18 protein-coding genes, 1 other RNA gene and 1 pseudogene are annotated in these 26,527 nt (G+C 41.7%); 7 read left to right on the forward strand and 13 right to left on the reverse strand.

Going from position 1 to position 26,527, the window contains the following annotated elements; genetic code table 11:
- Nucleotides 1-725: 725 nt before the first annotated feature.
- Nucleotides 726-2,015 (reverse strand): glycosyltransferase family 4 protein, encoded by a 1,290-nt coding sequence (locus tag V7K40_RS03760; RefSeq protein ID WP_334956844.1) that lies wholly within the window; start codon nucleotides 2,013-2,015, stop codon nucleotides 726-728.
- A gap of 813 nt (nucleotides 2,016-2,828) precedes the next feature.
- Nucleotides 2,829-3,038 (reverse strand): hypothetical protein, encoded by a 210-nt coding sequence (locus tag V7K40_RS03765; protein WP_334956845.1) that lies wholly within the window; start codon nucleotides 3,036-3,038, stop codon nucleotides 2,829-2,831.
- Nucleotides 3,039-3,442: 404 nt separating this feature from the next.
- Here V7K40_RS03765 and glyS point away from each other — a divergent pair, with 404 nt between their 5' ends.
- Nucleotides 3,443-5,596, forward strand: coding sequence for a glycine--tRNA ligase subunit beta (gene glyS, locus V7K40_RS03770; protein ID WP_334956847.1), 2,154 nt, complete (start codon nucleotides 3,443-3,445; stop codon nucleotides 5,594-5,596).
- Nucleotides 5,597-5,679: 83 nt separating this feature from the next.
- Nucleotides 5,680-7,140 carry a UDP-N-acetylmuramoyl-L-alanine--D-glutamate ligase gene (gene murD / locus V7K40_RS03775; RefSeq protein WP_334956849.1) on the forward strand — a complete coding sequence of 487 codons (1,461 nt, stop codon included), beginning with the start codon at nucleotides 5,680-5,682 and terminating at the stop codon, nucleotides 7,138-7,140.
- A gap of 569 nt (nucleotides 7,141-7,709) precedes the next feature.
- Here murD and V7K40_RS03780 read toward each other — a convergent pair.
- The gene (locus V7K40_RS03780) at nucleotides 7,710-7,934 is read right to left on the reverse strand and encodes a type II toxin-antitoxin system HicB family antitoxin (protein WP_334956850.1); all 225 of its coding nucleotides are present in this window, start codon (nucleotides 7,932-7,934) and stop codon (nucleotides 7,710-7,712) included.
- On the reverse strand, nucleotides 7,934-8,125 hold the full coding sequence (locus V7K40_RS03785) for a type II toxin-antitoxin system HicA family toxin (protein WP_334956852.1): 192 nt from the start codon (nucleotides 8,123-8,125) through the stop codon (nucleotides 7,934-7,936). The genes V7K40_RS03780 and V7K40_RS03785 overlap by 1 nt, the downstream gene beginning before the upstream one ends.
- A gap of 184 nt (nucleotides 8,126-8,309) precedes the next feature.
- On the opposite strand from V7K40_RS03785, the gene argS reads away from it, so the two are divergent.
- The 3 genes from argS (at nucleotide 8,310) to V7K40_RS03800 (ending at nucleotide 11,263) form a co-directional block, all read left to right on the forward strand.
- Complete coding sequence (argS, locus tag V7K40_RS03790) at nucleotides 8,310-10,073, forward strand: arginine--tRNA ligase (protein ID WP_334956854.1); 1,764 nt, start codon at nucleotides 8,310-8,312, stop codon at nucleotides 10,071-10,073.
- Nucleotides 10,074-10,211: 138 nt separating this feature from the next.
- Nucleotides 10,212-10,775, forward strand: coding sequence for a Uma2 family endonuclease (locus V7K40_RS03795; RefSeq protein ID WP_334956855.1), 564 nt, complete (start codon nucleotides 10,212-10,214; stop codon nucleotides 10,773-10,775).
- Between the two features lie 8 nt (nucleotides 10,776-10,783).
- Nucleotides 10,784-11,263 carry a cobalamin biosynthesis protein gene (locus V7K40_RS03800; protein WP_334956857.1) on the forward strand — a complete coding sequence of 160 codons (480 nt, stop codon included), beginning with the start codon at nucleotides 10,784-10,786 and terminating at the stop codon, nucleotides 11,261-11,263.
- A gap of 29 nt (nucleotides 11,264-11,292) precedes the next feature.
- Here the strand turns inward: V7K40_RS03800 and V7K40_RS03805 are convergent, their stop codons facing one another.
- From V7K40_RS03805 to V7K40_RS03840, 8 genes and pseudogenes are all read right to left on the reverse strand, one after another.
- Complete coding sequence (locus tag V7K40_RS03805; protein WP_334956859.1) at nucleotides 11,293-11,646, reverse strand: phage holin family protein; 354 nt, start codon at nucleotides 11,644-11,646, stop codon at nucleotides 11,293-11,295.
- Nucleotides 11,647-12,025: 379 nt separating this feature from the next.
- Nucleotides 12,026-13,024 (reverse strand): peptidoglycan-binding protein, encoded by a 999-nt coding sequence (locus tag V7K40_RS03810; protein ID WP_334956862.1) that lies wholly within the window; start codon nucleotides 13,022-13,024, stop codon nucleotides 12,026-12,028.
- Nucleotides 13,025-13,707: 683 nt separating this feature from the next.
- Nucleotides 13,708-14,979, reverse strand: a complete 1,272-nt coding sequence (locus V7K40_RS03815; protein WP_334957020.1) for a pitrilysin family protein — start codon at nucleotides 14,977-14,979, stop codon at nucleotides 13,708-13,710.
- Nucleotides 14,980-15,056: 77 nt separating this feature from the next.
- On the reverse strand, nucleotides 15,057-16,322 hold the full coding sequence (locus V7K40_RS03820; RefSeq protein ID WP_334956864.1) for a pitrilysin family protein: 1,266 nt from the start codon (nucleotides 16,320-16,322) through the stop codon (nucleotides 15,057-15,059).
- Nucleotides 16,323-16,762: 440 nt separating this feature from the next.
- Nucleotides 16,763-22,642 (reverse strand): annotated as a pseudogene (locus tag V7K40_RS03825) (AAA family ATPase).
- Between the two features lie 148 nt (nucleotides 22,643-22,790).
- Nucleotides 22,791-22,974: non-coding RNA, 6S RNA (gene ssrS, locus V7K40_RS03830), on the reverse strand.
- Nucleotides 22,975-23,034: 60 nt separating this feature from the next.
- Nucleotides 23,035-24,225 (reverse strand): 5-(carboxyamino)imidazole ribonucleotide synthase, encoded by a 1,191-nt coding sequence (locus V7K40_RS03835; protein ID WP_334956866.1) that lies wholly within the window; start codon nucleotides 24,223-24,225, stop codon nucleotides 23,035-23,037.
- On the reverse strand, nucleotides 24,222-24,746 hold the full coding sequence (locus V7K40_RS03840; RefSeq protein WP_334956868.1) for a pentapeptide repeat-containing protein: 525 nt from the start codon (nucleotides 24,744-24,746) through the stop codon (nucleotides 24,222-24,224). Before V7K40_RS03840 ends, V7K40_RS03835 begins: the two co-directional genes overlap by 4 nt.
- Nucleotides 24,747-25,446: 700 nt before the next feature.
- Between V7K40_RS03840 and V7K40_RS03845 the strand changes: the two genes are divergently transcribed.
- Nucleotides 25,447-25,770: a hypothetical protein gene (locus V7K40_RS03845; RefSeq protein ID WP_322688342.1), complete on the forward strand. Its 324-nt coding sequence runs from the start codon at nucleotides 25,447-25,449 to the stop codon at nucleotides 25,768-25,770.
- Nucleotides 25,771-26,020: 250 nt separating this feature from the next.
- Here V7K40_RS03845 and V7K40_RS03850 read toward each other — a convergent pair whose 3' ends face one another.
- Nucleotides 26,021-26,152, reverse strand: a complete 132-nt coding sequence (locus V7K40_RS03850) for a hypothetical protein (protein WP_334956872.1) — start codon at nucleotides 26,150-26,152, stop codon at nucleotides 26,021-26,023.
- 42 nt (nucleotides 26,153-26,194) lie between these two features.
- Here V7K40_RS03850 and V7K40_RS03855 point away from each other — a divergent pair, with 42 nt between their 5' ends.
- Nucleotides 26,195-26,353 carry a hypothetical protein gene (locus V7K40_RS03855; RefSeq protein WP_334956874.1) on the forward strand — a complete coding sequence of 53 codons (159 nt, stop codon included), beginning with the start codon at nucleotides 26,195-26,197 and terminating at the stop codon, nucleotides 26,351-26,353.
- Nucleotides 26,354-26,527: the final 174 nt, after the last annotated feature.

Genomic DNA, 26,527 nt, shown 5'->3' on the forward strand with positions numbered 1-26,527 from the left:
TTATACGGATGATTTATCAAACTATTTTAGGCAGTATAAACCCTGTCTTTAGCTCCGAGAGAAAGCACCGTTCAATATCCGGTTGATCTTGTTTGAGGCAAATTAACAGAACCTCCTGTCTCCTTCAAGGACTGTAAAGCGATCGCTTTGGTAATCACAGCAGCTAATAGTTGCTCTTTGTTCTAAAAAAGGCGATATCAAGTTACCTGATTGACCGCAGCAACACAAGCAATTTCTCGCGCTGTGGCTTCGATTAAACCTGCTGTTGCAAACTACTTAGTTGCTGACTTTATCAAGTGTGCATGAGTTTGTGCGGTCCCTGATGCTAAGTTTTCCATGAGCGTTTGTAAGCGTTTGCTTGCACATGTAAGTGCTTGCTTGCATTATAACCACATAGTAGACGAGATTGATATAAGATAAACATGAGTTTATCTCTCTTTAGTAGTAGTGAATATTGATCTTAGGGAAGAGAAGAGTATGGAGTGATCGCTGATTAATTCAGCTTTATTAAGCAAGTTTAGGAGTTTCATCGAGTTATCCTCACCAAGAAACAGGTGCAATCAGTGTTCTCTAATATAGATTCCTCTTTTTGAGTAATCTTAACTTCCTACACTTAGGTCACCCGATCGGTTGATTTTTAACTCACCCAAATGGGTGATTTAATTTTCCCTAATTAGGGTTTTGTATGTGTAGCCGAGCCAGCAATGCCCAATGCCCCATGCCCTTCAACTATCCACAACTGATTTTTTAGAATCCAATTTCGGCAAGATCCCCACAGTTGATTTTCGGTTAGCAAGAATATGAGAAAAGAGCCACTCATACCGATCAAGTGCTTGCTCCAAGGAATAGTTTTCTTCGGCAAACTGTCTTCCTGTGTGACCTAGCCTCGCCCCTAAAGCAGGATTAACATATAAATCATGCACCGCAGCAGCCATTGCATCGGGTGATTCTGGCTCAACAATTATCCCACCACCACTGAGTTGGATTGCTTTAGCAGCAGTACCAGTGGCAGGAACTGAACCCACAATCGGCCGACCACTCGCCAGCAATAGTGGTATTTTTGAAGGCATATTGAACGAAATAACATTGCGCTTTTGCACAATCAGCCCTACATCAGATGCTGCTAGCATTTCGGGTAGTTTTTCTCGCGACTGTAACGGTAGCAGCAAAACATTATCTGCTCCATTTAATAGACAATATTCCTGCAATCTTTGCAATGCTATTGATTCGCCAACGATGACAAAGACAATATCCTTGATATGACGCAAGCAAAGTGCTGCTTCTATTACTGTTTCTAAACCTTGCGTTAGAGCAATATTGCCCGAATAAAGTACTACGAATTTACCATCGAGTTGATGGCTAGATATCCAGGAGTTGTTTTCTTTCAGTAAAGGGCGGATGAAATTTACATTTACCCAATTGGGAATACAAACGATTTTATTAACAGGTACTCCTTTATTCACTAAATTCTCACGAAACCCATCGGCGATGACACTAATAGTGTGTGCAGTCCGATATGCAAATTTCTCTAGGGCTGCAAGAGTTCGGATCATCCACTTATTTTTCAATAGCCCAATACGCACGGCAGCTTCTGGTAGAATATCTTGCACATTCAGAACTACGGGGCAGTCGTATAACCAACCAAATATTGTTGCTGGTAAAGTAGCTAGTAAAGGCGGAACTGTTAAGATAATCACATCGGGGCGTCCACCTTTAAAGGCTTGGGGTAAGCTCGTAAAAACAAAGCTCAACTCCAGTAACAGCCGATCTACAAGGTTAGGTTTAGACTTAATTCGGAGGTAACTTCGTTGAATGGTGACACCATTTTTTTGTTCAGTAACGTACCATTTACCCCGATACTCATCGTAAATTTCGCGCTGAGGATAGTTGGGCATTCCGGTAATCACCCGCACTTGGTGACCTCGCTTTACTAGTCCTTCTGCCAATTCAGTCATTAAGGGAGCAATTCCAATCGGCTCTGGATGATAATTGTAGGAATAGATCAGAATGTGCATGAGCTATTTGTGAATTTCGTGAAGACAGCCTGAGATGAGCGGATTTATTGCTAATTTCAGTAGGCGCTGCTACTTTTATTACTTAATTTCAGTTATGAGCAGGTTATGATTTTTTGAAATCACAATTGCAATCAAGACTATTTAAAACTTTTTATGGTGAATTTTAAGAGTTATCAATTATTAATTATTAATTATTAGTTACCAATTACCAGTGTTCACTGATAATTGTTGACTGATTTAAGTTTCTTACCATACGCATGATAAGTTTTCACTAATTTTAAGAAGGATACAGAATACAGAATCAATATAGTGAGGGATTCAGACCCACTACTTTTTTACAAAGTTTAGATGCCTGCGGCAACCCGCAAAGCGTCTACGGAGGAAGCCTCCGCTCTGACTTTGCGCTAATTGTAGAGACCAAATTTTAAATTTGGTGAGGGACTTAAAACCGTTTATTCAGACGCTCTCTACGAGACGCTGCGCGTAGCTTGCTTCCCCGTAGGGGTACGCGGACTCGCTAGTGCTGCGCTATCTGCGAGTCACACAGAATTAAATTGGATAATTCTAGCTAATGACTCCTGAATTCTGTTTTGTTAAAAGTGAATCTAATGCTTAATTTACACTTAGGGGATTGTAGCATTATATTTAATCTCGTGCATGAAACCCACATTCCAGCTTGTAAAGTGGCACATGAAGTATTTTTAACCAAGTCATCAGTATTGAATTCATTAGTCAGCATCTCACTTTTTTGAGTAATTCAAAGGCACTAACTTTTCAACACTAGCGTCCTGCGTAGCTTCATATTTGAAGCTGTTAGCGGAAAAAAAAACTGTGATGCATCGCAACATCACCTTGCCAGTTAAACTTGAATTTAACAGCTTGAGCCGGGTTGTTAGCAGCAGCAGCGATGCCTGCGGTGGTCACTGAGCGTATTGTAGAGAAGTGCGGGCTATTGGGCGCCGCAACTGTAAAAGTGGCACTGATTGCTGTGATAGTAGCCATTTTGGCGAAAATCTTTTTCATTGTCATAACTCCAAAGTTGATTGACATCATGCAGATATCAATTTATAAACAACACTAACTTTATGAAAAATATGTATAATTAAGTACTGCATTAAATTAGGTAAGTAAATGTAATAAATCAATGAAGAGAAATACTTTTTTTGTGAAGTTTTGGAGAAAATGCCAAGTCTATTTAACAAACCTAAGCTCGACTTTATCCATTTTAGGGATGTATGTGGCAAGGTTTACTAAGTGATTTTCCAGCTTGGTCAACTGTTTACGGTTATTTCTGGATGTTGAGCAAAGATGATACATAGTTATAGATTCACAAAAAGCATCCAAACTCTAGTTACCGTAAAAATCACGAGCGATCGCTTGATAATAACTGATAAAGTTGAGCTACGCAAAGTTGAAAACAGTGTCCTATGCCTGGGTTTCTATTAGAAATTGGTACAGAAGAACTACCTGCAAGTTTTGTCAGTGATGCTTTACTGCAATGGCGGGAGCGCATTCCCCAAAGCCTGCAAGCAAACAGCCTCAAGGGCGAAAGTGTCCAGGTGTACGGTACTCCCCGCCGTCTGGCGGTATTGATTAAAGGTCTACCATCTCAGCAACCAGACCGAGAAGAAGAAATTAAAGGGCCCCCCGCCCAAGCCGCCTTTAAAGATGGTCAGCCGACAGCAGCAGCAGCAGGCTTTGCCAAAAAGCAAGGTGTGGAACTGGATGCGCTGTTTGTTCGCCCCACTGACAAAGGGGAATTTGTCTTTGTGCAAAAAAGAATTCCCGGCTGTCCTGTAGCAGAAATTTTGACAGAACTTGTACCCCAGTGGATTTGGGGTTTGGAAGGTAAGCGGTTGATGCGTTGGGGGAATGGGGATGCGAGGTTTTCCCGACCAATTCGCTGGCTAGTAGCTTTGTTAGATGAGACGGTGCTGCCTCTAGAATTAGTGAATGGCTCTAAAACGATCCAGAGCGATCGCATTTCTCAAGGTCATCGAGTCTTACATCCTGATCCTGTGACAATTGCCCAAGCTACTGATTATGTCACCGCTCTCAAGTCTGCCTATGTCACAGTTGACTCAGAAGAACGGGCAAATATTATTAAAGAGCAAGTAAAGGCAGTAGCAGAGAATTTAGGCGGGTATACAGTAATTTACCCCGATTTGTTAGAGGAAGTAACCAATCTTGTAGAATATCCTTCTATAGTTGTTGGTAAATTTGAACCAGAATTTTTGGAATTACCAACTGAGGTAATTACTGAAGTTATGGTTACTCATCAGCGTTATTTCCCTGTATTCAAACCAGATAGTTATCAGCAAGAATTATTACCAAACTTTATCACAATTTCTAACGCTGATCCCAATAAATCAGATATTGTTGCTATTGGGAATGAAAGGGTAATTCGTGCCAGATTAGCTGATGGAAGATTTTTCTACGAAGCTGATTTAACCAAGTCTTTAGAAAGCTTTTTACCTCAGTTAGAAAAAGTCACTTTTCAAGAAGAATTGGGTTCGGTGCGTGCCAAGGTAGATAGAGTAGTCAACATTGCCGAGCAAATTACTAGCCAGTTAGAATTAAAAGAAGATCAAAGTCAAAGAATCCAACGTGCTGCTTTATTATGTAAAGCAGATTTGGTAACACAAATGGTGTATGAATTCCCAGAATTACAAGGGATCATGGGAGAAAAATATGCCTTAGCTAGTGGTGAAGATGCCGAAGTTGCAAAGGCAATTTTTGAACATTATTTGCCAATAGGAGCAAGTGATAGGTTCCCGGAAACACTCACAGGTCAAATTGTCGGTTTGGCAGATAGATTAGATACTTTAGTGAGTATCTTTGGTTTAGGTTTAATTCCTTCTGGGTCGTCTGATCCCTTTGCCTTGCGCCGGGCTGCCAATGCTGTAGTTAAAATTACTTGGTTTTATAATTTGCCGATAAATTTAGAGAGTTTATTGGAGCAGATAGCAACAGATTTTGCAGCTAAATATCACAAAGAACAGGCATCATTAACCGCAGCATTACAAGAGTTTTTCTTACAACGCATCCGCACTTTACTACAAGAAGAAAAGCAAATTGATTACGACTTAGTAAATGCTGTTTTGGGAGAAAATGACCCAGAATATACAGAACGGACGTTAAAGGATTTATTGGATGTACGCGATCGCGCTTTATATCTACAACAAATCCGCAACGATAGTACCTTAGATAACATCTACGAAACCGTTAACCGTTCCACACGATTAGCCGCCCAAGGTGATTTGGATACAAAACAGCTAGAACCGACAACTGTAGTTCGTCAGGAATTATTCCAAAAGCCCTCTGAAGAAGCTTTGTATAAAGCCTTAATCGATTCAGTACCGCAAATTCAAGCAGCACAGCAGACACGAGATTATAAACTCTTAGTAGCAGCACTAGCAAAAATTGCTCCGACAGTTAGTAACTTCTTTGATGGCCCGGATAGCGTTCTAGTTATGGACTCCGATCCAGAAGTTAAGCGGAATCGATTACATCTGCTCGGATTAGTTCGCAATCATGCCCGTGTTCTAGCTGATTTTGGCGCGATCGTCAAAAATCTGTAGCGTAGCTCAACAAAAAGTTGTGTAATTTTTGCCGATAGACGCTACTATAGGGAGTGCTTAACCAGGGACCTCTGCTGCAATCTATGCCTAGAGCTACTGTAATTGGATTAGGAAAGTCCGGTGTTGCTGCGGCAAGATTGTTGAAACGGGAAGGTTGGGAGGTAGAGCTAAGTGATGGCAACACCTCCGAAACCCTCCAACAACAACAACAACAACTCGCTGCCGAGCAAATAACCGTTAAACTAGGCCAATCCCTAGAATTGAATGGTGTTAATTTACCCCAATTAATAGTTGTTAGTCCTGGCGTGCCTTGGGATATTCCCGTATTAATTAAGGCACGCCAATTAGGTATTGAAACCATTGGGGAAATGGAACTCGCTTGGCGAAATTTGCGAGCGCTACCTTGGGTAGGAATTACTGGCACTAATGGCAAAACTACTACCACAGCTTTAATTGGTGCCATTTTCCAAGCAGCAGAATTAGATGCACCCGCCTGCGGTAACATTGGCTACGCCGCTTGTGAAGTTGCCCTATCTTGCAGCACAGGGAGAGAAACTCCAATCCAAAATCAAAAATCTAAAATCCAAAATTGTATTGATTGGGTGATTGCGGAAATTAGCAGCTATCAAGTAGAATCTTCCAGTTCTCTTGCACCACGTATCGGTGTTTGGACGACTTTCACGCCGGATCATCTTAGTCGCCATCAGACTTTAGAAAACTATTACAACATTAAAGCCAAGTTATTACGCCAGTCAGAGTTGCAAGTATTCAATGGCGATGATGCCTACTTGAGCAAGTTAGGTCTAAGTGCTTGGCCTGATGCCTATTGGACAAGTGTGAGAGGAAAAGATTTCCTGATTAGCGAAAAAGGCTTTTACATCGAAGACGACTGGGTTGTGGAAAAGTTGAGTGCAACTTCTGCACCAGAACCGATTGTGAAAGTATCCACTTTGCGGATGGTAGGAGAACATAATCAGCAAAATCTCTTGATGGCAGTAGCAACGGCAAGATTAGCGGGAATTAATCGTGATGCGATCGCACTTGCAATTCGGGAATTTCCTGGCGTTGCTCATCGTTTGGAGCATATCTGCACTTGGGAAGGTATTGATTTCATTAACGATAGCAAAGCCACTAACTACGATGCTGCGGAAGTTGGTTTAGCATCCGTTAACAGTCCAGTGATTTTAATTGCTGGTGGAGAAGCCAAAGCAGGTGATGATACTGGCTGGCTAGCAAAAATTCACTCCAAAGCTGCTGCTGTGTTATTAATTGGCTCTGCTGCACCCGTATTTGCCCAACGCCTCCAAGAGGTAGGATATTATTCTTACCATATTGTGGAAACTATGGAAAGGGCAGTTCCTAGAGCAGCAGAATTAGCTAAGGAATATCAAGCGCCTGTGGTGTTGCTATCTCCGGCTTGCGCGAGTTTCGACCAGTACCCGAATTTTGAGGTGCGGGGTGATCATTTCCGTCAGTTGTGCCTTGATTGGGCAAAAGCAGAGAAACTTCAATACAACTCGATTCTTTCATCCCCTCTGCCTTAGTAAAGCATTTCAATTAGACCTCTTGCATAAATCAAAAATAAAGAACCCCACCCCGCATTTGCTGACGCAAACGCTCCCCTCCCCTTGGTAAGGGGAGGGGTTGGGGGTGGGGTGTTAGGGACTTTTGCAAGAGGTCTATTAATTCGTAGCGAATCAATGAAATGCAATACCCTGCAATGCCAATGCGTCGGCTTACATTGTTAATACATCGACCGCGTTGTTAATGCGTCGGCTTACATTGTTAATACATCGGCCGCATTGTTAATGCATCGGCTTACATTGTTAATACATCGACCGCGGTGTTAATGCGTCGGCTTACATTGTTAATGGGTCGGCCGCAATAAAAACGCTAATGATAATAGGTGTAGTGCTTACACTTATGTTCGACCAGGATTACAAGGTGCTAGTGCTGTTTGTTATTTAAAATCTGTAGCACCAGCATCAACACCAAATAGCTGCTGTGTATCCGGTGTTAAATTGTAAGGGGAAAGTGCGGTGCGATCACATCATCATATAGACTTAAATATTCTAGAAGGATTGTTTAGGGCTAATTTAGTGATTTTGTATAATTATGTTTTGATGTAGTTTGCAACTTCAACCTCATGAGCGATGCTTGTAGGTTTAGGAATAGGTAAACCATCTTCTAGCATTCCTTCTAGATGAAATTCAATCGCTTCTGTAATCATCTGCTTAACTTCTTCTAAAGTTTCACCTACAGCTACACAACCTGGTAAATCAGGGACATAAGCACCATAGCTAGTTTCTCCCTTTTCAATCACAACTGTATAACGCATTACTCTTCCTTCAATTGAGCTTGTCTCCAGATATTTTTAAGAGTACCAATTGGCACATCCACATTTGGCTTACCAGACACTGTTACAGTACTGGATTTATCTGGATGTTTGAACTGTCGATGACTACCTTTAGTTCTAGCAAGATACCAACCATCAGCTTCTAGTCGTTTGATAACTTCGCGTACTTTCATGCTAGCGCTTATCTGTAAGGTGAAATTTATATTACAGATAGAGTGTCTTATTGACAATTCTTAAAGCAATCACTCAATATAGTCAAAATCGCTTCATGAATCGAGTGGCTCAAAATGAAATGCTAAAGTTAATAATCAAGCTTTTCCAGAGCTACATTCCTTCTCTCCCAGATAAAATTTATATATGAACGCTACACAAGAAAAACTAAAAGTTCAGCTTGAGCAGGCAATAGTTGCGGCTTTTGGCGCTGACTTTGCTGGAGTAGATCCAATTTTGGTTTCTGCTAGCAATCCTAAATTTGGTGATTATCAGGCGAATGTGGCTTTATCCCTGAGTAAAAAATTAGGAAAGCAACCAAGAGCGATCGCAGCTGCGATCGTTGAGAAACTAGATGTATCCGAAATCTGCGAACCGCCAGAAATCGCTGGGCCAGGATTTATCAATCTAAAACTGAAAACGGTATACTTAGAAGCCCAACTCAATGCGATTCAAACTGATCCCCGGTTGGGAGTTCCAACTGCAAAAACGCCCAAGCGGGAAATTGTGGATTTTTCTAGTCCAAACATTGCCAAAGAAATGCACGTTGGACACTTGCGTTCCACAATTATTGGTGATTCCATCGCCCGGATTTTAGAATTTCAAGGACACGATGTCTTGCGGTTAAATCATGTGGGTGATTGGGGTACACAGTTTGGAATGTTAATCGCCTATCTCCGGGAAGTCCACCCAGACGCGCTAACAAAAGCTAATGCTTTAGATATTGGTGATTTAGTCTCTTTTTACCGCAAAGCCAAACAGCGGTTTGATGCCGATGCAGCTTTTCAAGAAACAGCACGACAAGAAGTTGTAAGATTACAAGCAGGTGCAGAGGATACACTCCATGCTTGGAAACTGCTGTGCGAACAGTCGCGGCGGGAGTTTCAAATAATTTATGACTTGCTAGATGTCCAGATAATTGAACGGGGTGAATCTTTCTACAACTCCTTACTATCTGGCGTTGTGGAAGATTTGGAAAAATCTGGCTTACTGGTAGAAAATCAAGGAGCAAAATGCGTTTTTTTGGAAGGATTTACAAATAGAGAAGGTGAACCTTTGCCCTTAATTGTGCAGAAATCAGATGGCGGTTATAACTACGCCACAACAGATTTAGCATCCCTCCGTTACCGAATTCAGCAGGATGAAGCAAAGCGGATAATTTATGTAACAGATGCTGGACAAGGAAACCACTTTGCTCAGGTTTTCCAGGTAGCACGCAAAGCTGGATGGATTCCCGATGATGTGGAATTAGTGCATGTGCCCTTTGGGTTGGTGTTAGGAGAAGATGGTAAAAAATTAAAAACTCGTTCTGGGGATACTGTGCGGTTGCGGGATTTATTAGATGAAGCGATCGCTCGTTCTCATGCAGAGCTAAAAGCTAGATTACAAGAAGAAGAACGCCAAGAAACTGAAGAATTTATTAATGAAGTTGCTAGAGTAGTTGGGATCAGTGCAGTTAAGTATGCAGACTTAAGCCAAAATCGCACCAGTAACTACATTTTCAGCTACGACAAAATGCTGGATCTCAAAGGCAATACAGCGCCCTATATGCTGTATGTTTATGCGCGGATTCAGGGGATTAGCCGCAAGGGTGATATTAACTTTGAGGAGTTGGGAAACAATGCTGTCCTGTTGCAGCATGAAACAGAATTAGCGCTGGCAAAATATTTACTTCAACTGGATGAAGTTATTAGTAGTGTAGAGCAAGACTTGCTACCTAATCGTTTATGTGAGTATTTGTACGAACTGAGTAAGAAGTTTAATCAGTTTTATGACCGCAATCAGGGAGTTCAGGTGTTGGATGCACAGGAACCGCAGCGAACATCTCGCCTGGTTTTATGTGATTTGACTGCTAGAACTCTGAAGTTGGGACTATCTTTGTTGGGAATTCAGGTATTGGAGAGGATGTAATATATTTATTTTTTTAACGCAAAGGTATGCTGAGGTAACGCAAAGGTACGCAGAGTAAGAGTTAAGCTAAAGCTGATTTTTTCTTTGTGTACTTTGCGGTTTGTTAATTAGAATTGCTGGACTTGGAGGCGATCGCAAATGGTACGGACACCATCAAAAAACATAACTTTGGCAGAGTTTCTAATGTTACCAGAAACGAAGCCCGCTAGTGAATACATCGATGGAAAAATTATTGAGAAACCTATGCCACAGGGAAAGCACAGTACAATTCAAGGTGAAATGGTTAGCACTATCAACTTAACGGTGAAGCCCAAGCGAATTGCTCGTGCTTTTCCAGAACTGCGGTGTACTTTTGGTGGAAGGTCAATAGTGCCAGATGTTTCTGTGTTTACTTGGCAAAGAATTCCCCGTGATCACAATGGTCAAGTTGCCAATGTATTCCAAGCAGCTCCTGATTGGACAATTGAGATTCTATCGCCTGACCAAAGACAAACGAAAGTTACAAAAAATATTTTACATTGTCTGAATTATGAAACACAAATGGGTTGGCTGACTGATCAAGAAGAACAAACGGTATTTGTATACATTCGCAATCAACAGCCAATTATGTTGGATCAACTAGAAGCTTTACTCCCTATGCCAGATTTTGCAAGTGAGTTAAGGCTGACACTAGGAGATTTATTTGGTTGGCTGTTAGAGTAAATCCAAGCATGTCAAATCCTGACGAACTGAATAAGAAAATAGATCAAGTGCAACAGATTTTCTGGGTAGGAATCGGTTGTAAACGAGGAACCTCATGGCAATTAATTGATTGGGCAATTGAGCAAGTCTTTCAAGAAAATCAACTTTTTCAAAGTGCGATCGCAGGAATTGCTACTATTGACACTAAAGCCTCAGAAGTTGGTTTAGTACAAATTTGTCGCCTACGCAATTTGCCCCTAAAAACCTTTTCTGGGGAAATCCTTCGCTCTGTCTGTGTCCCCAACCCTGCCACAATTACCGACCACAAAGTAGGTACACCTAGCGTAGCAGAGGCAGCTGCTATTCTTGCAGCTACTCAACTCACATCGTTGACTGTTTTCTCCTTTGCAAGCATAGAGGAATTGCGGGTGAGGTTCTTAGTTCCTAAACGAGTTTTCCAGCTACAAGGGCAACCAGGAGCGGTAACCCTAGCTGTTGCCCAAGCTTGAAATATGAGTATTACAATTTACTAATTTTTCTAGTCAACAACTCTCAATAAATAGTTAATTATGCTAGAAACAATTGCTAGCACAATTGAACCTAACAAAGCAGGTAAAAAGCCCTTAATCTCAAAACCATAACCAGGAGTTAGTCCACTTGCCAGCCAAAGGGTTAAGGCGTTGATTACAAATGTAAATAAACCAAAGGTGAGTAAGGTAATAGGAAATGTCAAAAGACGCAAAATTGGTCTGATAAATGCATTAACTAGCCCGATAACCAGTGCGGCCACAAGGGCTACAACAAAATTATTGACAATAAAGCCATCAACGATTTTAGAAGTGATCAATAACGCCACCGCAGTACCAAGCCAAGTTAATAAAAAGTGTTGCATAAGTTTTTTTAGAGGAATTAGCAGTAAGTTTAATTAATTTGACTATTGCCAGTTGTAATCTATAACACCATTAAGCATAGTTGTATCTAGCTCCTAAAGTTGCTGTACTTCTCTTATCAGTTCAAAAGCAATGTAATTTTTCAGCGATCGCATAGAGAGATACTTTCAATCAAGATATCTTTATCGTATTGCAGGATGTACCACGAATTAAATTCATCAAAAATAATATGAGTAGCAAAATTTCTACAGAGGTTTCTCGACTGAGAGAAACCTCTGTACCTAAAAGAGGGTATGTAGCACTAGCAAGTTCCAAAGTCATTAAGGGAACTGGCAAAATTGTACTCTAGTGGGTGGCAACTTTAGTCTCAGGCTAACGTTGTTAGGGCGATCGCCGCAAAAGAACTTCCCACGTAGAGCCACCAACTATACCGTCAGCTTCTAATCCATAGCGCTTTTGTGCAGCTTTCACAGCTACTTCGGTTGTCACGCCAAAGTCTCCATCGGCATCGCCTTTCAAGAAACCAAGCTTTTTCAGTTGTTGTTGTAACTTAACAACTTCAGAACCACGTAATCCTATACGTAAAATTGGCAATCCTTCTGAGGTGTATTGAATACCAGGGGTTCGGTTAGTAGTTGTGTTTGACTGAGTTCGAGCAGTTGATGTCGTGCGATTCGGCGTTTTCTGCGTGCTTGAAGTTGTAGCTTTTCTTGGGGTAGCAGGTCTTGGCTCAGGGCTGGTCACAGCTTGTGTTGCAGCTTTTTTTGGGGTAGTAGGTCTTGTAGGGCTAGTCGGAACTTGTGTTACAGCTGGTTTTGGGGGATTGGGGGTAGGATTTGCAACGTTGGTGAGGTTGCTAGCCTGGGTTGGAACAGGAAAATTTGTAGCTGAGTTAAATCTTAGCTGGGATGAAGGGACGGTTGATGCTACTATCGGTTCCTTAGGGAAAAGTCGTTGCCAAGTGCTGGCATCAACAACACCATCTGGATTCAAGCCAGCTGCTTGTTTAAACCGGGAAACAGCACTGGCGGTATTCTGACTATATATACCATCTACTGCACCAGAATAAAAACCCAAAAGTTTTAGAGCTGCCTGAAGTTCAGACACACGTTCGCCTTGGCTACCAACTTTAAGGGTAGGGCGGTTGATGCTATCTCCAGGATTTACTTGGGCAATTTTTTGTGGTGCGGCTATTGATACTACAGCCGTTGAGGTAATAAGCAGAGCCGTAGTGAAGAACAAGAGTATTTCAATGGCTGATAAAGATTTAGACCTCTTTGGCCACCAACCCTTTTGCCGTTTTTCCATTCTACAGCGATTTACAGTTGGGTCTAGTAATTTTAAGTAACTCAAAATACTTGCTGTCAGGCTGCTTTGCATGGAATTTACTCCCAAAATATTCTCATGCTAATGGTACAGCCGCTTGGTCTAAAAAACAGCTGCATTTACGATATCTTCTCTGCGAGACGCTACGCGAACGATGGGCTACGCCTACGCACATAATCCAATATCGAATAGTACTAAGATTGATGTGAAATCCCTGCTAGGACTGGGTTACATGGTGATGGGGGTGTAAGAGTGTAGCGAAGAAGCTTTTCTTGTACTGACTCGCTCGTTTCTTGATTTAAAATCTTATTCTTGAGTATGCAGAACTCCTACACCCAAAAGCCAACTACATTAAGAGTTTGCAGTTAACGAACCTACCATTCCAACCAGTACCCAATAGCGCGATCGCTAATTTTATTCCTCTTGTCATGTTCTCTAGGACTCAAGTGAGGTGGTCGTTGTACTTCCCAAATCTGCAATAGTGGATGCCACTTTGATAGAAAGGGACGTAGACCATTATTCAGTACTGCGATCGCAAAGGGTGCTGAAGTTTGTAGCGATCACACCACTGCATTTAAGGACAATCACCTGCCCCATCCCGACACTGTTCAATGGCTTTAAATGTAGTGCTTATTCTGCATAGCTTAGAACTCTTATTAGTGCCATTCATCCAATATCCTTGGGTTCAGACTTGCTCCTCCCTAACTCTTCTCAAAAAGCAGGGAATTAGAATAAGCCTATGCGATCGCTCGATTAATTGCTTCTTCTTGACCAACTAAAGACAAGTAAGGTGATTTTAAATACTTACAAGCTGCGGTGATCGCATCCTTGGCACTCACAGCCGCAATCAATTCTTGGAACTTTGTGTCAAAATCAATTCCTAAGCCCAAAATTTCATACCAGCCGTATATTTGAGCAATTTGCCCGTTCGTTTGTTTACCCAAGGCGTACTGCCCCAGGATCTTATTTTTAGCAGCTTGGAGTGCGCTTTCGGATACTTCATCGCTAGACAATAAATCTACTTCTGTCCGTAGTCCCTCTAGGGCAATGCTGGTATTTTCCGGTGCTGTACCCATGTAAACCACAAACGAGGCTGGAAATAGCCTTGTGGAGTAAAAGGCAGATACTTCGTAAGCTAAACCGCGTTTTTCCCGCAATTCCACAAACAAGCGACTAGAAAGCCCATTTCCCAGGTAGGTACACAGCAACTTCAGTGCGGCGTAGTCAACAGAACTCACTGATGTTCCCAAATAACCAAGCATCACGATTGATTGTTGTGTTTGTACTGGCTTCAGCCTTACCTGTGGTTCCACCCTAATCTCAGGTAAATTCAGTATTGGCAGTGCTTGGGCTGGCGCTTGCCAATGACCGAAGACTTCTTCTACCAATGCCACTGCATCTGTGGGTGTGACTCTACCAGCAATACTAATTACTACATTCTCTGGACGGAAATAAGTCTGGTGATACTCCACTAAATCCGCACGAGTTAAGCGGCTCATGGTGGTTTCATCTCCCAGCACTGACATAGCATAGGGATGATTTTGGTACATTACCTGCCGCATTTGTTCAAAGGCGACATTGAACGGTTGCTCTTTTTGGGAACGAATATCCTGGAGTGCTAAACGCCGTTCTAGTTCTACTTGAGTTTCGGGAAAAGTAGGCGATCGCAAAATCCGCCCTGCCAATGTTAAAATTTCCCCAAAATCGGATGTTACCGTTTTGAAAGATAGCAAAAAATAATCAGTGCTGGCATCTGCACTCAAACTCGCCCCTACAGACTCGACAATTTCGGCAATTTCCAAACTAGAAAGACCATCGCATCCCTTTGTCATCACTGCTGAGAGTAAATGTGCCAACCCTGCTTGCTCCCGATTTTCGTGACAACTACCGGCCCGCACAAAGATTCGCGCCGCAATGATGTCCGCAGCAGGGTTTTCTGCCACCAGCACGACAATGCCATTGTTCAATATGGTACGATGGATAGGCGATTTTTGCAGCAAGGTTGTCATTTGTCCTTTGTCCTTTGTCATTTGTCAATAGTTAATATTTATTACTCATTTGCAAATGACTAATAAATAAATATTAATTAACAGGGTTTAAGTACAGTAACCGCATAATTCTGCGGCGAGAGATATTGTTTAGCTAATTTTTGCAATTCTTGGGCATCAAAAGACTGAATCTGCTGGGGATATGTCACAGCTAATTCAGCTTGGGCGATGGTATTGTAGTATCCATAAAGTCCCGTAAGCTGATTTGGCGTTTCGGTAGAAAACGCATACTCATTACACAGCAGCCTGCGTGTGCGGGCAAGTTCCTGTTCACTAATTCCTCTAGTCTGCAAATCATCCAAATGAGCGCAAATTAAAGACTCAACTTCCTCCAGATTTTCTGGTTCTAACCAGGCAGTAATTGTAAATAAACTTGATTCCCGTTGTAGAGAAAAACTACTGCAAATTCCTTGTACTAATTGTAAATCTTCTCGCAAATCGCGCACTAAACGCGAAGTCCGCCCTTCTGCCAATAACACTGACAACAAATCTAAAGCATAACTAGTGCGGATTTCCTCTACTCCGGGTACCAGCCACGCCATTAACAATCGCGCTTGCTCTATGCGTGGTAAACACAGTTCTTGACGGTGAATTCCTGTGATCTCTGGCTTTGCCACTTTCTCAAACTGCGGACAATTAGAGCGTTCGGCAAAATCAACAAATGAACGATTTACCATTTCCCAAGCTGGTTGCTGGGCTATACCCCCGGCAATTACCACTGTCATGTTTTCTGGCTGATAGTGGGCGCGGTGAAAACAGCGCATTGCTTCTGGTGACTGCTGCATCAGTTCTTGCTCAGTACCCAGTATCGAACGTCCGTAAGGGTGATCCGGGTAGATGCTTTGAATTAGAGTTTGGAATCCTATCCAGTCGGAATCGTCATGACAAGAGCGAATTTCCTCTAGCACCACGTCCCGTTCGCGGCTAAATTCATCTTCTGGAATTGCCGCATTCAGCAGTAGTTCTCCCAAGTAGGGCAGAGTATCTTTTAAATAAGGGGCAGCTGTAGTGAGTGAGTAATGAGCATAATCATAGCTTGTCGCCGCATTACTCACACCACCCCGGTTTTCAACGTTGTAATCGAACATTCCAGGGGGTAGCGTTGCCGTACCTTTAAAAATCATGTGTTCTAAAAAGTGCGCCATCCCGAACCACGGTTCTGGCTCTAGGCTGGCTCCAGCCCGCACCCAAACATCCGCTACTACTACAGGGGTAGTAGGAATCTGTTGATGAATAAACGTTAAACCACTGTCTAGTCGGAAGACCGAGGCTGGAAATAAGGTATTAGTTAGTTGTTTTAACAATTTTTTGTAGCTTTAACCACAATTTAATGCAATTGTGTCATCTTAACTCTGAACGATACCTCATTTAGAATCAAGTTATACAGATTTTGTAGAATTGTGCTACTGCTGTTCTCCACACTACCGAGAAATTGGAAGCGTTATCGATTGAGAGGAAAATCATTTTACCTACTCCTGTCCCAAGAAGGGATTAATTCTTTTTGCCATCTCAAAATAAGCGAATATACAGCTACAGCTCTTTACTTCTTTAAATCGGAGTACTAGTACGCTACGGCGTAAATAAAGCAACCATTTAAAATCCCTAAAAAGCCCATTCCATAATACTTTTGACTTTTGAACGCCAGTTGCTTCTCCTAAAGGAGACGCTGCGCGAACAAGTCGGCAGAGCCGCCCAACGCACTGGCTCCTTTTGATTTTTGACTTCCGCCTTGCGGTACTAGCCATTAAGATACTGGAATCTCAATCACAAATTCTGTTCCTTTGCCAAGCACAGAATTGCAACTCAACCGCCCATTATGGGTTTCCTCGACAATTTGACGAGCGATCGCTAATCCTAATCCTGTTCCTTTGCCAACCTCTTTAGTTGTAAACAGGTGATCAAAGATCCTTGCTCTAATCTCCTCTGGCATTCCTTGACCGTTATCTCTGATGCGAATTGTTACCGTGCGTTGGTCACTCGATACTTCAGTGTGAATCAGTATTTGTTGATGATTGGCTTGTGCTTGGGCAAAAGAAAGTCCTTCAATGGATGCATCTAAGGCATCAATTGCATTAGCGAGGATGTTCATAAATACTTGATTTAACTGTCCTAAAAAGCACTTAACAGGTGGTAATTGTCCGTATTCAGTGATAACTTCAATCGCTGGACGTTTTTCGTCAGCTTTGAGGCGATACTTCAAAATCAACAGGGTACTCTCAATCCCTTCATGGAGGTTGCAAGCGACTTTTTCGGCTGTATCGGCTCTGGAGAAGGTGCGGAGACTGGTACTAATGTCTTTAATCCGATCGCTTGCCACCTTCATCGAGCCTACAAGCTTTGGTAAGTCTTCAGTCAAGAATTCTAGGTCAATTTCTTCGCCATGCTCAATGACTGCGATCGCAGGAGTAGGATGATGTTGTTGATAGTATTGGATATGGGCAAGTAAGTCTTGAGTATACTCTTGGGCATTGTTGAGGCTGCCTTGGAGAAATCCAATGGGATTATTAATTTCATGTGCCACACCTGCAACTAAATTGCCCAAGGTTGCCATTTTTTCATTTTGCACCACTTGTAATTGGGCTTGTTGGAAATTTTGCAGTGCTTGTTCTAAATCCTGAGATTTTTGGCGTAAATTAGCTTCAGACTGTCGTAATGCGGCTTCAGCTAGTTTGCGATCGTTAATATCCATGATTACGCCATCCCATACAATCGAGCCATCGGCTTGTCGCTCTGGTTGGGATACACCTTGAAGCCATTTCACGGTTCCGGAAGGTGTGATAATGCGCCATTCGTGTCGAAATGGTGTGATGTTTTCAGCAGAGTAGCTCATTGCCTGTTGAATGCTGGTAACATCATCTGGATGTTCCAGAGAAAGAACACTTTGCGTTCCTGTGATTATTTCCTCTGCTGTCACCTCATAAAGGTTGTAGCAGCCAGAACTGACGTAGGGCATTGAAGCTGAACCGTCAGCATTTATACGTAGTTGGTAAATCGCCCCAGGAATATTATCAGCAAGGTTCTGGAAGCGGGCTTCGCTGGCATGGAGTTGAGCTAGCGATCGCTCTAACTGTTGTCCATAATTCTGGGATTCTTGATAAAGACGAGCATTTTCTAGAGAGATGGCTGCTTGGGCGCATAGCAGTTGGATAACTTCTAAGCGATCGCTCGTAAATGCGCCAATCGTCAACTTATTTTCTAGATATAGTAACCCGATTAATTGGCCCTGATGCAAAATCGGCGTACACAACACACTTTTGGGTTGTTGCTGCATGAAATATTGATCGGTAATAAAATCGTTTTTTGCTGTTGCATCATTCAGCACAACAGTTTTTAAGCTGTGTTTGACATAGTTTATTAATGCGATCGGAATGGTTTGGCTGCTTGACAATGGTACAGATACCAAAGTCACCCCTTCATTGATGGTAGCTACGGCTTTAACCACTAAGTTATCCTGTTGGAGTACAAGTAGGGCAGCTTTTTTCGCTCCAGCATTTTCCATCACCACTTGCAATAAAGTAGTGAGCAATTGCTCTAATTGAATTTCACTGGAGAGAACTTGTGAGACTTTAAAAATGGTGGCAAAATCGAGGGCTTCAGAAATACTGCTGCTAGAAAGGTTCGTTTGGATGGTTTGATCTGAGAATGATGAGCCATCGACGGTTGAACTCAGTTGAAAGCGATGATGCTGCCCTTGTAAGATGGGAGCAAGAAGTTGAGGATAGCGTTTTTCTAAGTCCTCAGTTTTGGCTTTAGCACCCCAGCGGGCATAACAGTAATAAGCTTCTTGCATATAAACTTGGGCGATTTTTTCTTTGCCCCAGTCGAGGTAGAACTTGGCAGCTAGTTCATTGCTCAAGGCTTCTTCTTGGATGTATTCGTTTTCTTTAGCAATAGAAATGGCGTGATCATATAGTTCCATCGCTGCCATCTTTTCGCCTAAAACCCGATGGCGTTCTGCTTCCACCAAATCAAATTTGTGCTGAAAATTCATCGGAGCAAATTTGGCTCTAAATTGCAATTTTTCCTGGTTTTCGCCTACCTTCAAGAGTAATTGCTTTTGTTGAGACGGTTCAGCCGTTGGATAGAGAGCAAGCCGAGATAAAGAATCGTAGTAGTAGAAGACAGGCACAGATAGCATTCCTACCACACCGTTGAGGTATTGCTCTCCCTGATTTGCATTTTCAACTGCCGCATGAAATTTTTCAAATAGATAACTAAGTGTTAACTTACTTAGAAAAATTATATGGAGTGTAAATTCGTCGTTTTCTTTGAGGAGCGCAGATAATAGTTGTTCTTCTTGACAATATTCACCAATAAGGCACTCTGGATTATTGCTATATTCGGTTAGATTTTTAATGCTTTGACAGACTATACTCGACCAATTTAATAAACGCTGATTTTTAGCAAAATTATACTCATAGGCTTTGATATCTGCTAGCAATATTTCCAAAAATTCTCTACCACTTAAATAGACATAGAATAACTTGAAAATCATCGATGTAAGCACATGAAAAAAATCGCCTGTCTCTAATCCAATATTATGGGATTCCTGTAATAAACTTATTGAGGTGCGAACATGTTGTTTATTATATTGATTTAATGCGGCTACCTTAAATATAGTCATGCTTTGAACAGATTTTGCTTGAAATCTATCTACAAGCATTAAAGCTAGCTTACCAAATTCATATCCTGACTCCAGTTGGTTGCAAGCATTAAGTACAATTCCAAAATCTGCATAACCTGGTGCAGAAAGTGGTGCATTGCCGTATTTAAGAGATAAATTAACTTCTTGGCAGGCAAGAATTGGAAACAGATACGAGCAATCCTGGTGGATGGCGGGAGCAATGCCAGCCATAATCCGCAAAGCAACCAAAGCTTTGGTATCATCCATCAATGGCAAATCAACTAAGCTCTCAATACTTCTGCCTGCCAATGTGGAGAGCGTGTTTAATACATATTCCTGAATGTCTGAAGGTGTTACTGATTCAGGTAATGTTACCCCAAGTTGATCGAGAAGTTCACGCCCAGTTGCGATCACTTTGAATGGTTGATGCCGCACCTGATCAGCTTGGAGTTGAACTTCATAAACTTTCACTCTATCCAGTAAAGTGGTTGTTTCTTGGATGACAACTTGGATAAGAGATTCCATCTGCTCAAATTCATTGTTGAGAAAGGCAGCTTCGGCAGCTTCTTCGTATAAATTTAGAGTCAGTTCGTAGGCTATTTCCCAACTATTAATCGGCAGCAACTGCATTCCATAATTGAAGTAATGAATTGCTGCACCATAAGCGGTAGCTTCTTTTGCTTTTCGACCGGCATTCAAATTTAACTGAGCTAATTGTTGACGTTCAGCCGGCTGGGTGATTAGCGCTATTCCACGATTCAACTGACTGACAATCTCAAAAATTCGCTCCTCTTGCTGAGACTCAGAGGTATTTTGCAAAAGTAATTGACCAATTTGAAGATGAGTCAATTGTTTCTCTTCATCTGGAATCAATGAATAGGCAGCTTGTTGGACGCGATCGTGTAAAAATTTGTAGATAGGGACTTGGAAATTGCAATTGAAGGGGTTTGAGTCAGAATTATACCCACTATCTTGAAAGAATTTATAAACTTCACTAGTAGGTAAAACTAACCCTTCTTGTAAAGCTTTCTATAAAGATGCAGCGGTTTCGGTTTCAGATTGTTCAGAAACAATTGCTAAGGTTAGCAAATCAAACTGATTACCAATGCAGGCAGCTAATTTCAAGACATTTTGCGTTTCTGCTGGCAACTTCTGCAACTGTAGCGCTACGAACTTTACCACATCATCGGTGAGAGCAAGTGCCTTTACAGCAGCAATATCACATTGCCAATACCTTTGCTCAAAATTAAAAGTAATCAATCTATCTTCATACAATGCTTTAAGGAATTGCGTTGCAAAGAATGGATTACCCTGAGTTTTTTGATAGACGAGTTGCGTTAAGGGTTGGGCAATTTTGCCTGAACAACTCAAGGTATCAACTACCAATTGATTTAAACTGGCTTGAGTTAACGGAGCTAAAGTAATACTGTGAATTGTGGCATTGGCTTTGCGAATATCCGCTAAAGTCAACATCAATGGATGCGCGGTAGAGACTTCATTATCTCGATAAGCTCCAATTAAAAGTAAAGATCCACTTCCTGACTCACTCATCAACAACTGCATCAATTTGAGTGATGCAGAATCAGCCCACTGCAAATCATCGAGGAAAATTACTAATGGATGTTCTTTTGTAGTGAATACCTGAATAAAGTTTTGGAAGAGTAAATTGAAGCGATTCTGTGCTGCACTTGGTGAAAGTTCTGTTGCAGGTAGTTGTTGACCAATAATTTGTTCTAGTTCGGGAATTACCTCAAGAATAACTTGCCCCTGATCACCCAGCACTTGTAAAATTTTATTTTTCCAACTTGACAATTGGACATCACTTTGATTTAGCAATTGGGCCATGAAGTCTCGAAATGCCTGCACAAAAGCTGAGAAGGGAATATTACGATTAAATTGGTCAAATTTGCCTTTGATGAAGTAGCCCCGCTGCCGGACAATGGGTTTGTGAACCTCGTTAACCAAAACAGTTTTACCAATACCAGAAAAACCAGCTATTAACATTAGTTCTGTCTGATTGTTGGTAACGCGGTCAAAAGCTTTTAGCAGAGTTTCAACTTCATGCTCACGACCATAGAGTTTTTCTGGGATAATGAAGCGATCGCACACATCCCGTTGGGCAATTGGGAAACTTGCAATTTTCCCTGTTTCCTTGAGTTGAGCTAAACAATTTTCTAAATCATATTTCAGTCCGAATGCACTCTGATAGCGGTCTTCGGCATTTTTCGCCATCAATTTCATCACAATATCTGAAATCACTTGCGGAATTTCTTCTTCCCCCCTGCCTCTTAATTGTTCTGGTTTTTTTGCAATATGACAATGTACCAATTCCATCGGAGCGTGCGATTTAAAAGGTAATTGCCCTGTTAGTAATTCGTAAAAAGTTACACCTAGAGAATAAAAATCAGTCCGGTAGTCAATTCCCCGATTCATTCGTCCAGTTTGCTCTGGAGACAAATAACCGAGTGTCCCTTCTAGCACATTAGGACTCATCAAGATTTGAGTTTCCCGTGGCAACAGAGATGCAATACTAAAGTCAATTAACTTAACTTCCTTAGTTTCTGGATTAATTAAAACATTGGCAGGTTTAATATCTTTGTGAATGATCCGATTACGAATTAGAATATTTAATGCATTACACAAAGCGATCGCTAAAAGTAAAAACTCAATCAGAGCTTGTGATGTTCCCCCCATTCCCCCATTCTCTCTTCTGGCTTGCCACTGGTTGAGAGAAATTCCCCCAAAGTCTTCCATCACTAACGCATAGCCATTCTGATAGGGTTCCAAGCTGTAGGTTTGGATGATTCCAGGTAGATTCAAATTTTTGGCGATGGTGAACTGATTACGAAACTGTACCAATTCACTGAAGCTGGGATAAACAGTTTTCATCAGCTTAATCACCACAGATTTTTGGTCAGTTTCTCGTTCAGCGCGATAAACTAAGGTTCGAGAACCATTGTAGAGTTCTTTGCTAATGTGATATCCGGGAATGCTGACCATGCGGCTTAATCCTTGAGACCTCAGTATCTAGGTTTCCCAAAAATATGGCAATATTTACTGTCAGTTCGCTCATGAAATGACAAAAGTAATACTAATTTAAATAATTAAAGCTCCCAAATTCTAATTGACTTTGGGAGCTAATAATTTTAAGTTCACCGCGACGCCGTTTTACCTAAGTTTATGACCTGGGTTTATCCAGGTGGGAACCTAAATTCCTCATTTAAAGTTTCCGGGTACATGCCCGGTCTACTGCCACGAGAACAGTTGACTCCCTTGTCATTAAAGGCATAGATCAAAAAACTTGATGGCAGTCACCAACGTCGTAGTGCAACTCACTCATTATAGCCTTTCAAAAGATGTTGTGTGTTCAACATCAAAAGTTTCTGATCAATTTATCTGGGATACCAGATAGATTCTATGGTGTGGGCGATGTCGTTGGCGATGGCTACGCCGACGCCGTTGGCGAGCGCAATTGCCGATTCTCTATTTTGGTTATCCAGCAAAACGGTGACATGTCCTAACTTTCGCCCAGGACGTGATTCTGTCTTCCCATACCAATGAACATGCGCCTGAGGAATCTCCGCTATTCGTTGACGCTGGCTTTGGTAGTCGCTATGAGAATTTTCATACCCCAGTAAATTCACCATCACAGCGCCAGCACACTGCAAAGCCGGATTTCCCAAAGGTAAACCACAAACGGCTCGAAGGTGCTGCTCAAATTGAGATGTTTCGCAGGCGTCAAGGGAAAAATGCCCAGAATTGTGGGTACGGGGCGCAATTTCATTTACCAGGATTTTGGCATCAGCGGTGAGAAATAGCTCAATTCCAAAAATTCCCACTACTTCTAGGCTATTTAATAGAGTATGTGCGATCGCTTGGATTTCTACTACTTGATTGGGCATAATCTCGGCTGGCGCAATCACCCGCCGACACACTTGTTGTTCTTGTTGGGTTTCTACCACTGGATAAGTGACAATTTCTCCCTCCATAGAACGAGCTGCAATTACTGCTAGTTCTCTTTCAAAAGGGATAAATTCTTCTAACAAGAAAAGTGGTTGATTTAAAGTTTTTGTTGTGGTTTCATAACTTAGCTTTTGTTCTAAAGTAGCAAAATCCGGAATAATAAAAGTACCTTGACCGTCATAACCGTGGCGTCGGGATTTGAGGACTGCTGGAAAACCCAGATATTCTATTTTCGATTTGAGATTTTCCACCTCATTAAGGGGGAAAAATTGAGGAACTGGCAATCCCAAATCGCTTAAATAGCAGCGTTGATGATATTTATCTAAAAGAGGAGCCAAAGCTTCTAATCTGGGACGGAAACAAACACCTTGCTGTGCTAAAAGAGATAAAGCTTGCAGGTTAACAAATTCGTTTTCAAAGGTGATGACATCGCATTTTTGAGCTAATATCTCTGTCGCACTTGCGTCATCTACTGGGGCGAAAACAGTTTCCTGGGCAATGGACACGGCCGGGTCGTGTTCACTAGGAGTTTGTATTACTAATTTTACTCCTAGCTTCTGTGCTGCATCCGCCATCATCCAGGCAAGTTGTCCGCCACCAATTACACCAACACGTTTCATTGACATCCTAGAGAATCACGAGTTTGCACGCCTGTTTTGGAATTCACACCACTGGCTTTCTGGCACAGTTCTTTGATTTGTGCCCTATCCAAAATTGCATCAGTAAAATCTGCACCATCTATATTCACATCATCAAAGATGGCACGCAGCAAAAGAGCTTCTTTGAAAACTGCATCGCTCAAATCTGCCTTTGTCAAGTTTACCTGATCAACCATTGCATTAGTTAAATCCGCTCCGTGGAGATTTGCTTTTGTCATCACCGAAGCGCTCATGACTGCTCCCCGCAAGTCAGCGTTTGCAAAGTTAGCCAGTTCCATATTGGCGTTAGAAAACTCCGCAGCTTGCAAACTGTCACCAGAAAAATCACGTCTTGATAACTCTGCATTGCTAAATGACAGTGGATGAGTCCAATCTACCGCCAATGCGGGATCAGCCACGCACCATATAATAATTCCTAGAAGGAACGCCAACCCTTGCCGCCAAAATATATCGAGAGCCAATTTGGTGTCTAATCGCTGCATTTAATTACCGCATTTGAATATTAGCAAGATATTGAGTCATCCTAATTGAGACTCACAGCCTTGCTACTGGACTTGGGGATGTGTATTTCCCTTGCTTAATATTTTGTAACGCAAAAAGGACGTAAGCATAGCCCATCGTAGACATCGCTGCTCACCTTGAGCAAAATTATCCCTGGCACTCAATATATCAAGAAATTTATTACTAAATACTGATGCAATTAACTAAACACTAGTCTTTTTTAACACTAAGTAAAATAGAGCAGAACCTATCTCTGTTGATCAAGGTAAAAATTGAAATTCCTAATTCTAAAGGAATGGTTTAGCTCTAAAAAGCGATGTCTAGGACGGACTATGCCTACACTCGTTGATTTGTTCACAGTTCTTCATTTTTAGATTTTAATTTTAAGATATAAAGAGTTTTATTAAGCAGTAATACTCACCAACTTGTTTATAATTCTTGACTTTCAAATTTTCAAGTAAAGTTTATTGTCTTTTAAAGTAAACAAACCCTATCGACTGCTAATCTTTTAATTAATGAAAGCAGGGTTTGAGGCTAATTATATGTGTCTCAACTGCTTAACAAAGCTTAAAAGTTGGATGATTAGCTTTTATTTTATAGCAATTAATTAGTTCTTCAGGAATCTCTAAGAGTTTATCTTCACTAAGTACACAACTTCCACAAACCGAACTCCGAAACCCGATGATGAATCATTACTCACTTCAATGGATTGAGGCATGGTGCCAAGAAAATGGTTGGACAGATTTATTTGTCGAGCGACGTAACAACTTCTGGGCTTTCCCTCCGGGTGGGGTAATGCCAGAACCAATCCCAGTTCATGTTCTCAGATTGATTAAAGCCGAGAAAGGATTGACTTTTGAAGAACGATTGTGGTCGATATCCGCAGTAATTGGCACAATCCTAGCTGTTCTTTTCACCTTTTGGTTTCAGTCGCCGATGCCATTAGTTTTGGCTTTCGCTTTTAACGCGGTTACGGTGGCTCAATTTGAACTTGAAGATGCCTAAATTCTTTTTTTGGGCTTTGCTATTAAAAACTGCTCTTGTCTACTTTCAGCAAGAGCAGTTTTTAATTTCAGAAAAAGAGAGGAAATTCTCACAGTTTCAGCTAAAGATTATTAGTTACTATTTATCGATTGACCAAGGCGTTTCAGTAGATAGTTGACCAATGCAGCTTTTAAAATTCTGATTCTTTGTTAGCGCACAGATACGTAGCAGTAACGTTAGCAAGTACGAGCATCACCTAAAGGGCTTGCTGTTAGGCATCGCAGCAGAAAAGCCCATCGACAAGCGGTAATCCGCAAGGTGTTTTGATGCCAGAATAAGGGCGAGAGAGGCGATCGCTCAAAGCAACTTCAAATTTCTTCCCCAATTCAACCAAGAGAACCAACCTCTCCCTATTTGTGGTAGCCCTGAACGGCAGAAAATCAGCTTGTTTCAGGAAATAGCGCGATCACTCGTTGGCAGTAATGGTACAGGGCATTTAGGGCAAGAACTCAGGGAATTAAAACATCTTGGCGAAAATAATTTGGATCACCAGTGGCGCGATCGGATCGCCTTCTCTTACTGGTTAACTCCTAATACGGTGTAAATATTGCATTCAAGCACCAGCAGGTATTAGAAATGCTTCCCTTGTTCATTCGTTCGGATTTTCAAAAAACAGAAGAAAGCCTAAAGTCACTTTGCCGAGTGCCACACTACTTACGAATCTCACCAGCGTGGTCTATGGGTAATATTTATTCACTATATCCAATGCATTTAGGCA

It is taken from the genome of Nostoc sp., assembly GCF_036917195.1.
GTDB lineage: Bacteria > Cyanobacteriota > Cyanobacteriia > Cyanobacteriales > Nostocaceae > Nostoc.

What these genes read in the sequence shown, in the direction of transcription:
- glyS (WP_334956847.1), top strand. Translation starts at nt 3,443, where the DNA reads ATGCCTGGGTTTCTATTAGAAATTGGTACAGAAGAACTACCTGCAAGT.
- murD (WP_334956849.1), top strand. Translation starts at nt 5,680, where the DNA reads ATGCCTAGAGCTACTGTAATTGGATTAGGAAAGTCCGGTGTTGCTGCG.
- V7K40_RS03840 (WP_334956868.1), bottom strand. Translation starts at nt 24,746, where the DNA reads ATGCAGCGATTAGACACCAAATTGGCTCTCGATATATTTTGGCGGCAA.
- V7K40_RS03780 (WP_334956850.1), bottom strand. Translation starts at nt 7,934, where the DNA reads ATGCGTTATACAGTTGTGATTGAAAAGGGAGAAACTAGCTATGGTGCT.
- V7K40_RS03785 (WP_334956852.1), bottom strand. Translation starts at nt 8,125, where the DNA reads ATGAAAGTACGCGAAGTTATCAAACGACTAGAAGCTGATGGTTGGTAT.
- V7K40_RS03805 (WP_334956859.1), bottom strand. Translation starts at nt 11,646, where the DNA reads ATGCAACACTTTTTATTAACTTGGCTTGGTACTGCGGTGGCGTTATTG.
- argS (WP_334956854.1), top strand. Translation starts at nt 8,310, where the DNA reads ATGAACGCTACACAAGAAAAACTAAAAGTTCAGCTTGAGCAGGCAATA.
- V7K40_RS03810 (WP_334956862.1), bottom strand. Translation starts at nt 13,024, where the DNA reads ATGCAAAGCAGCCTGACAGCAAGTATTTTGAGTTACTTAAAATTACTA.
- V7K40_RS03835 (WP_334956866.1), bottom strand. Translation starts at nt 24,225, where the DNA reads ATGAAACGTGTTGGTGTAATTGGTGGCGGACAACTTGCCTGGATGATG.
- V7K40_RS03815 (WP_334957020.1), bottom strand. Translation starts at nt 14,979, where the DNA reads ATGACAACCTTGCTGCAAAAATCGCCTATCCATCGTACCATATTGAAC.
- V7K40_RS03845 (WP_322688342.1), top strand. Translation starts at nt 25,447, where the DNA reads ATGATGAATCATTACTCACTTCAATGGATTGAGGCATGGTGCCAAGAA.
- V7K40_RS03760 (WP_334956844.1), bottom strand. Translation starts at nt 2,015, where the DNA reads ATGCACATTCTGATCTATTCCTACAATTATCATCCAGAGCCGATTGGA.
- V7K40_RS03795 (WP_334956855.1), top strand. Translation starts at nt 10,212, where the DNA reads ATGGTACGGACACCATCAAAAAACATAACTTTGGCAGAGTTTCTAATG.
- V7K40_RS03800 (WP_334956857.1), top strand. Translation starts at nt 10,784, where the DNA reads ATGTCAAATCCTGACGAACTGAATAAGAAAATAGATCAAGTGCAACAG.
- V7K40_RS03765 (WP_334956845.1), bottom strand. Translation starts at nt 3,038, where the DNA reads ATGAAAAAGATTTTCGCCAAAATGGCTACTATCACAGCAATCAGTGCC.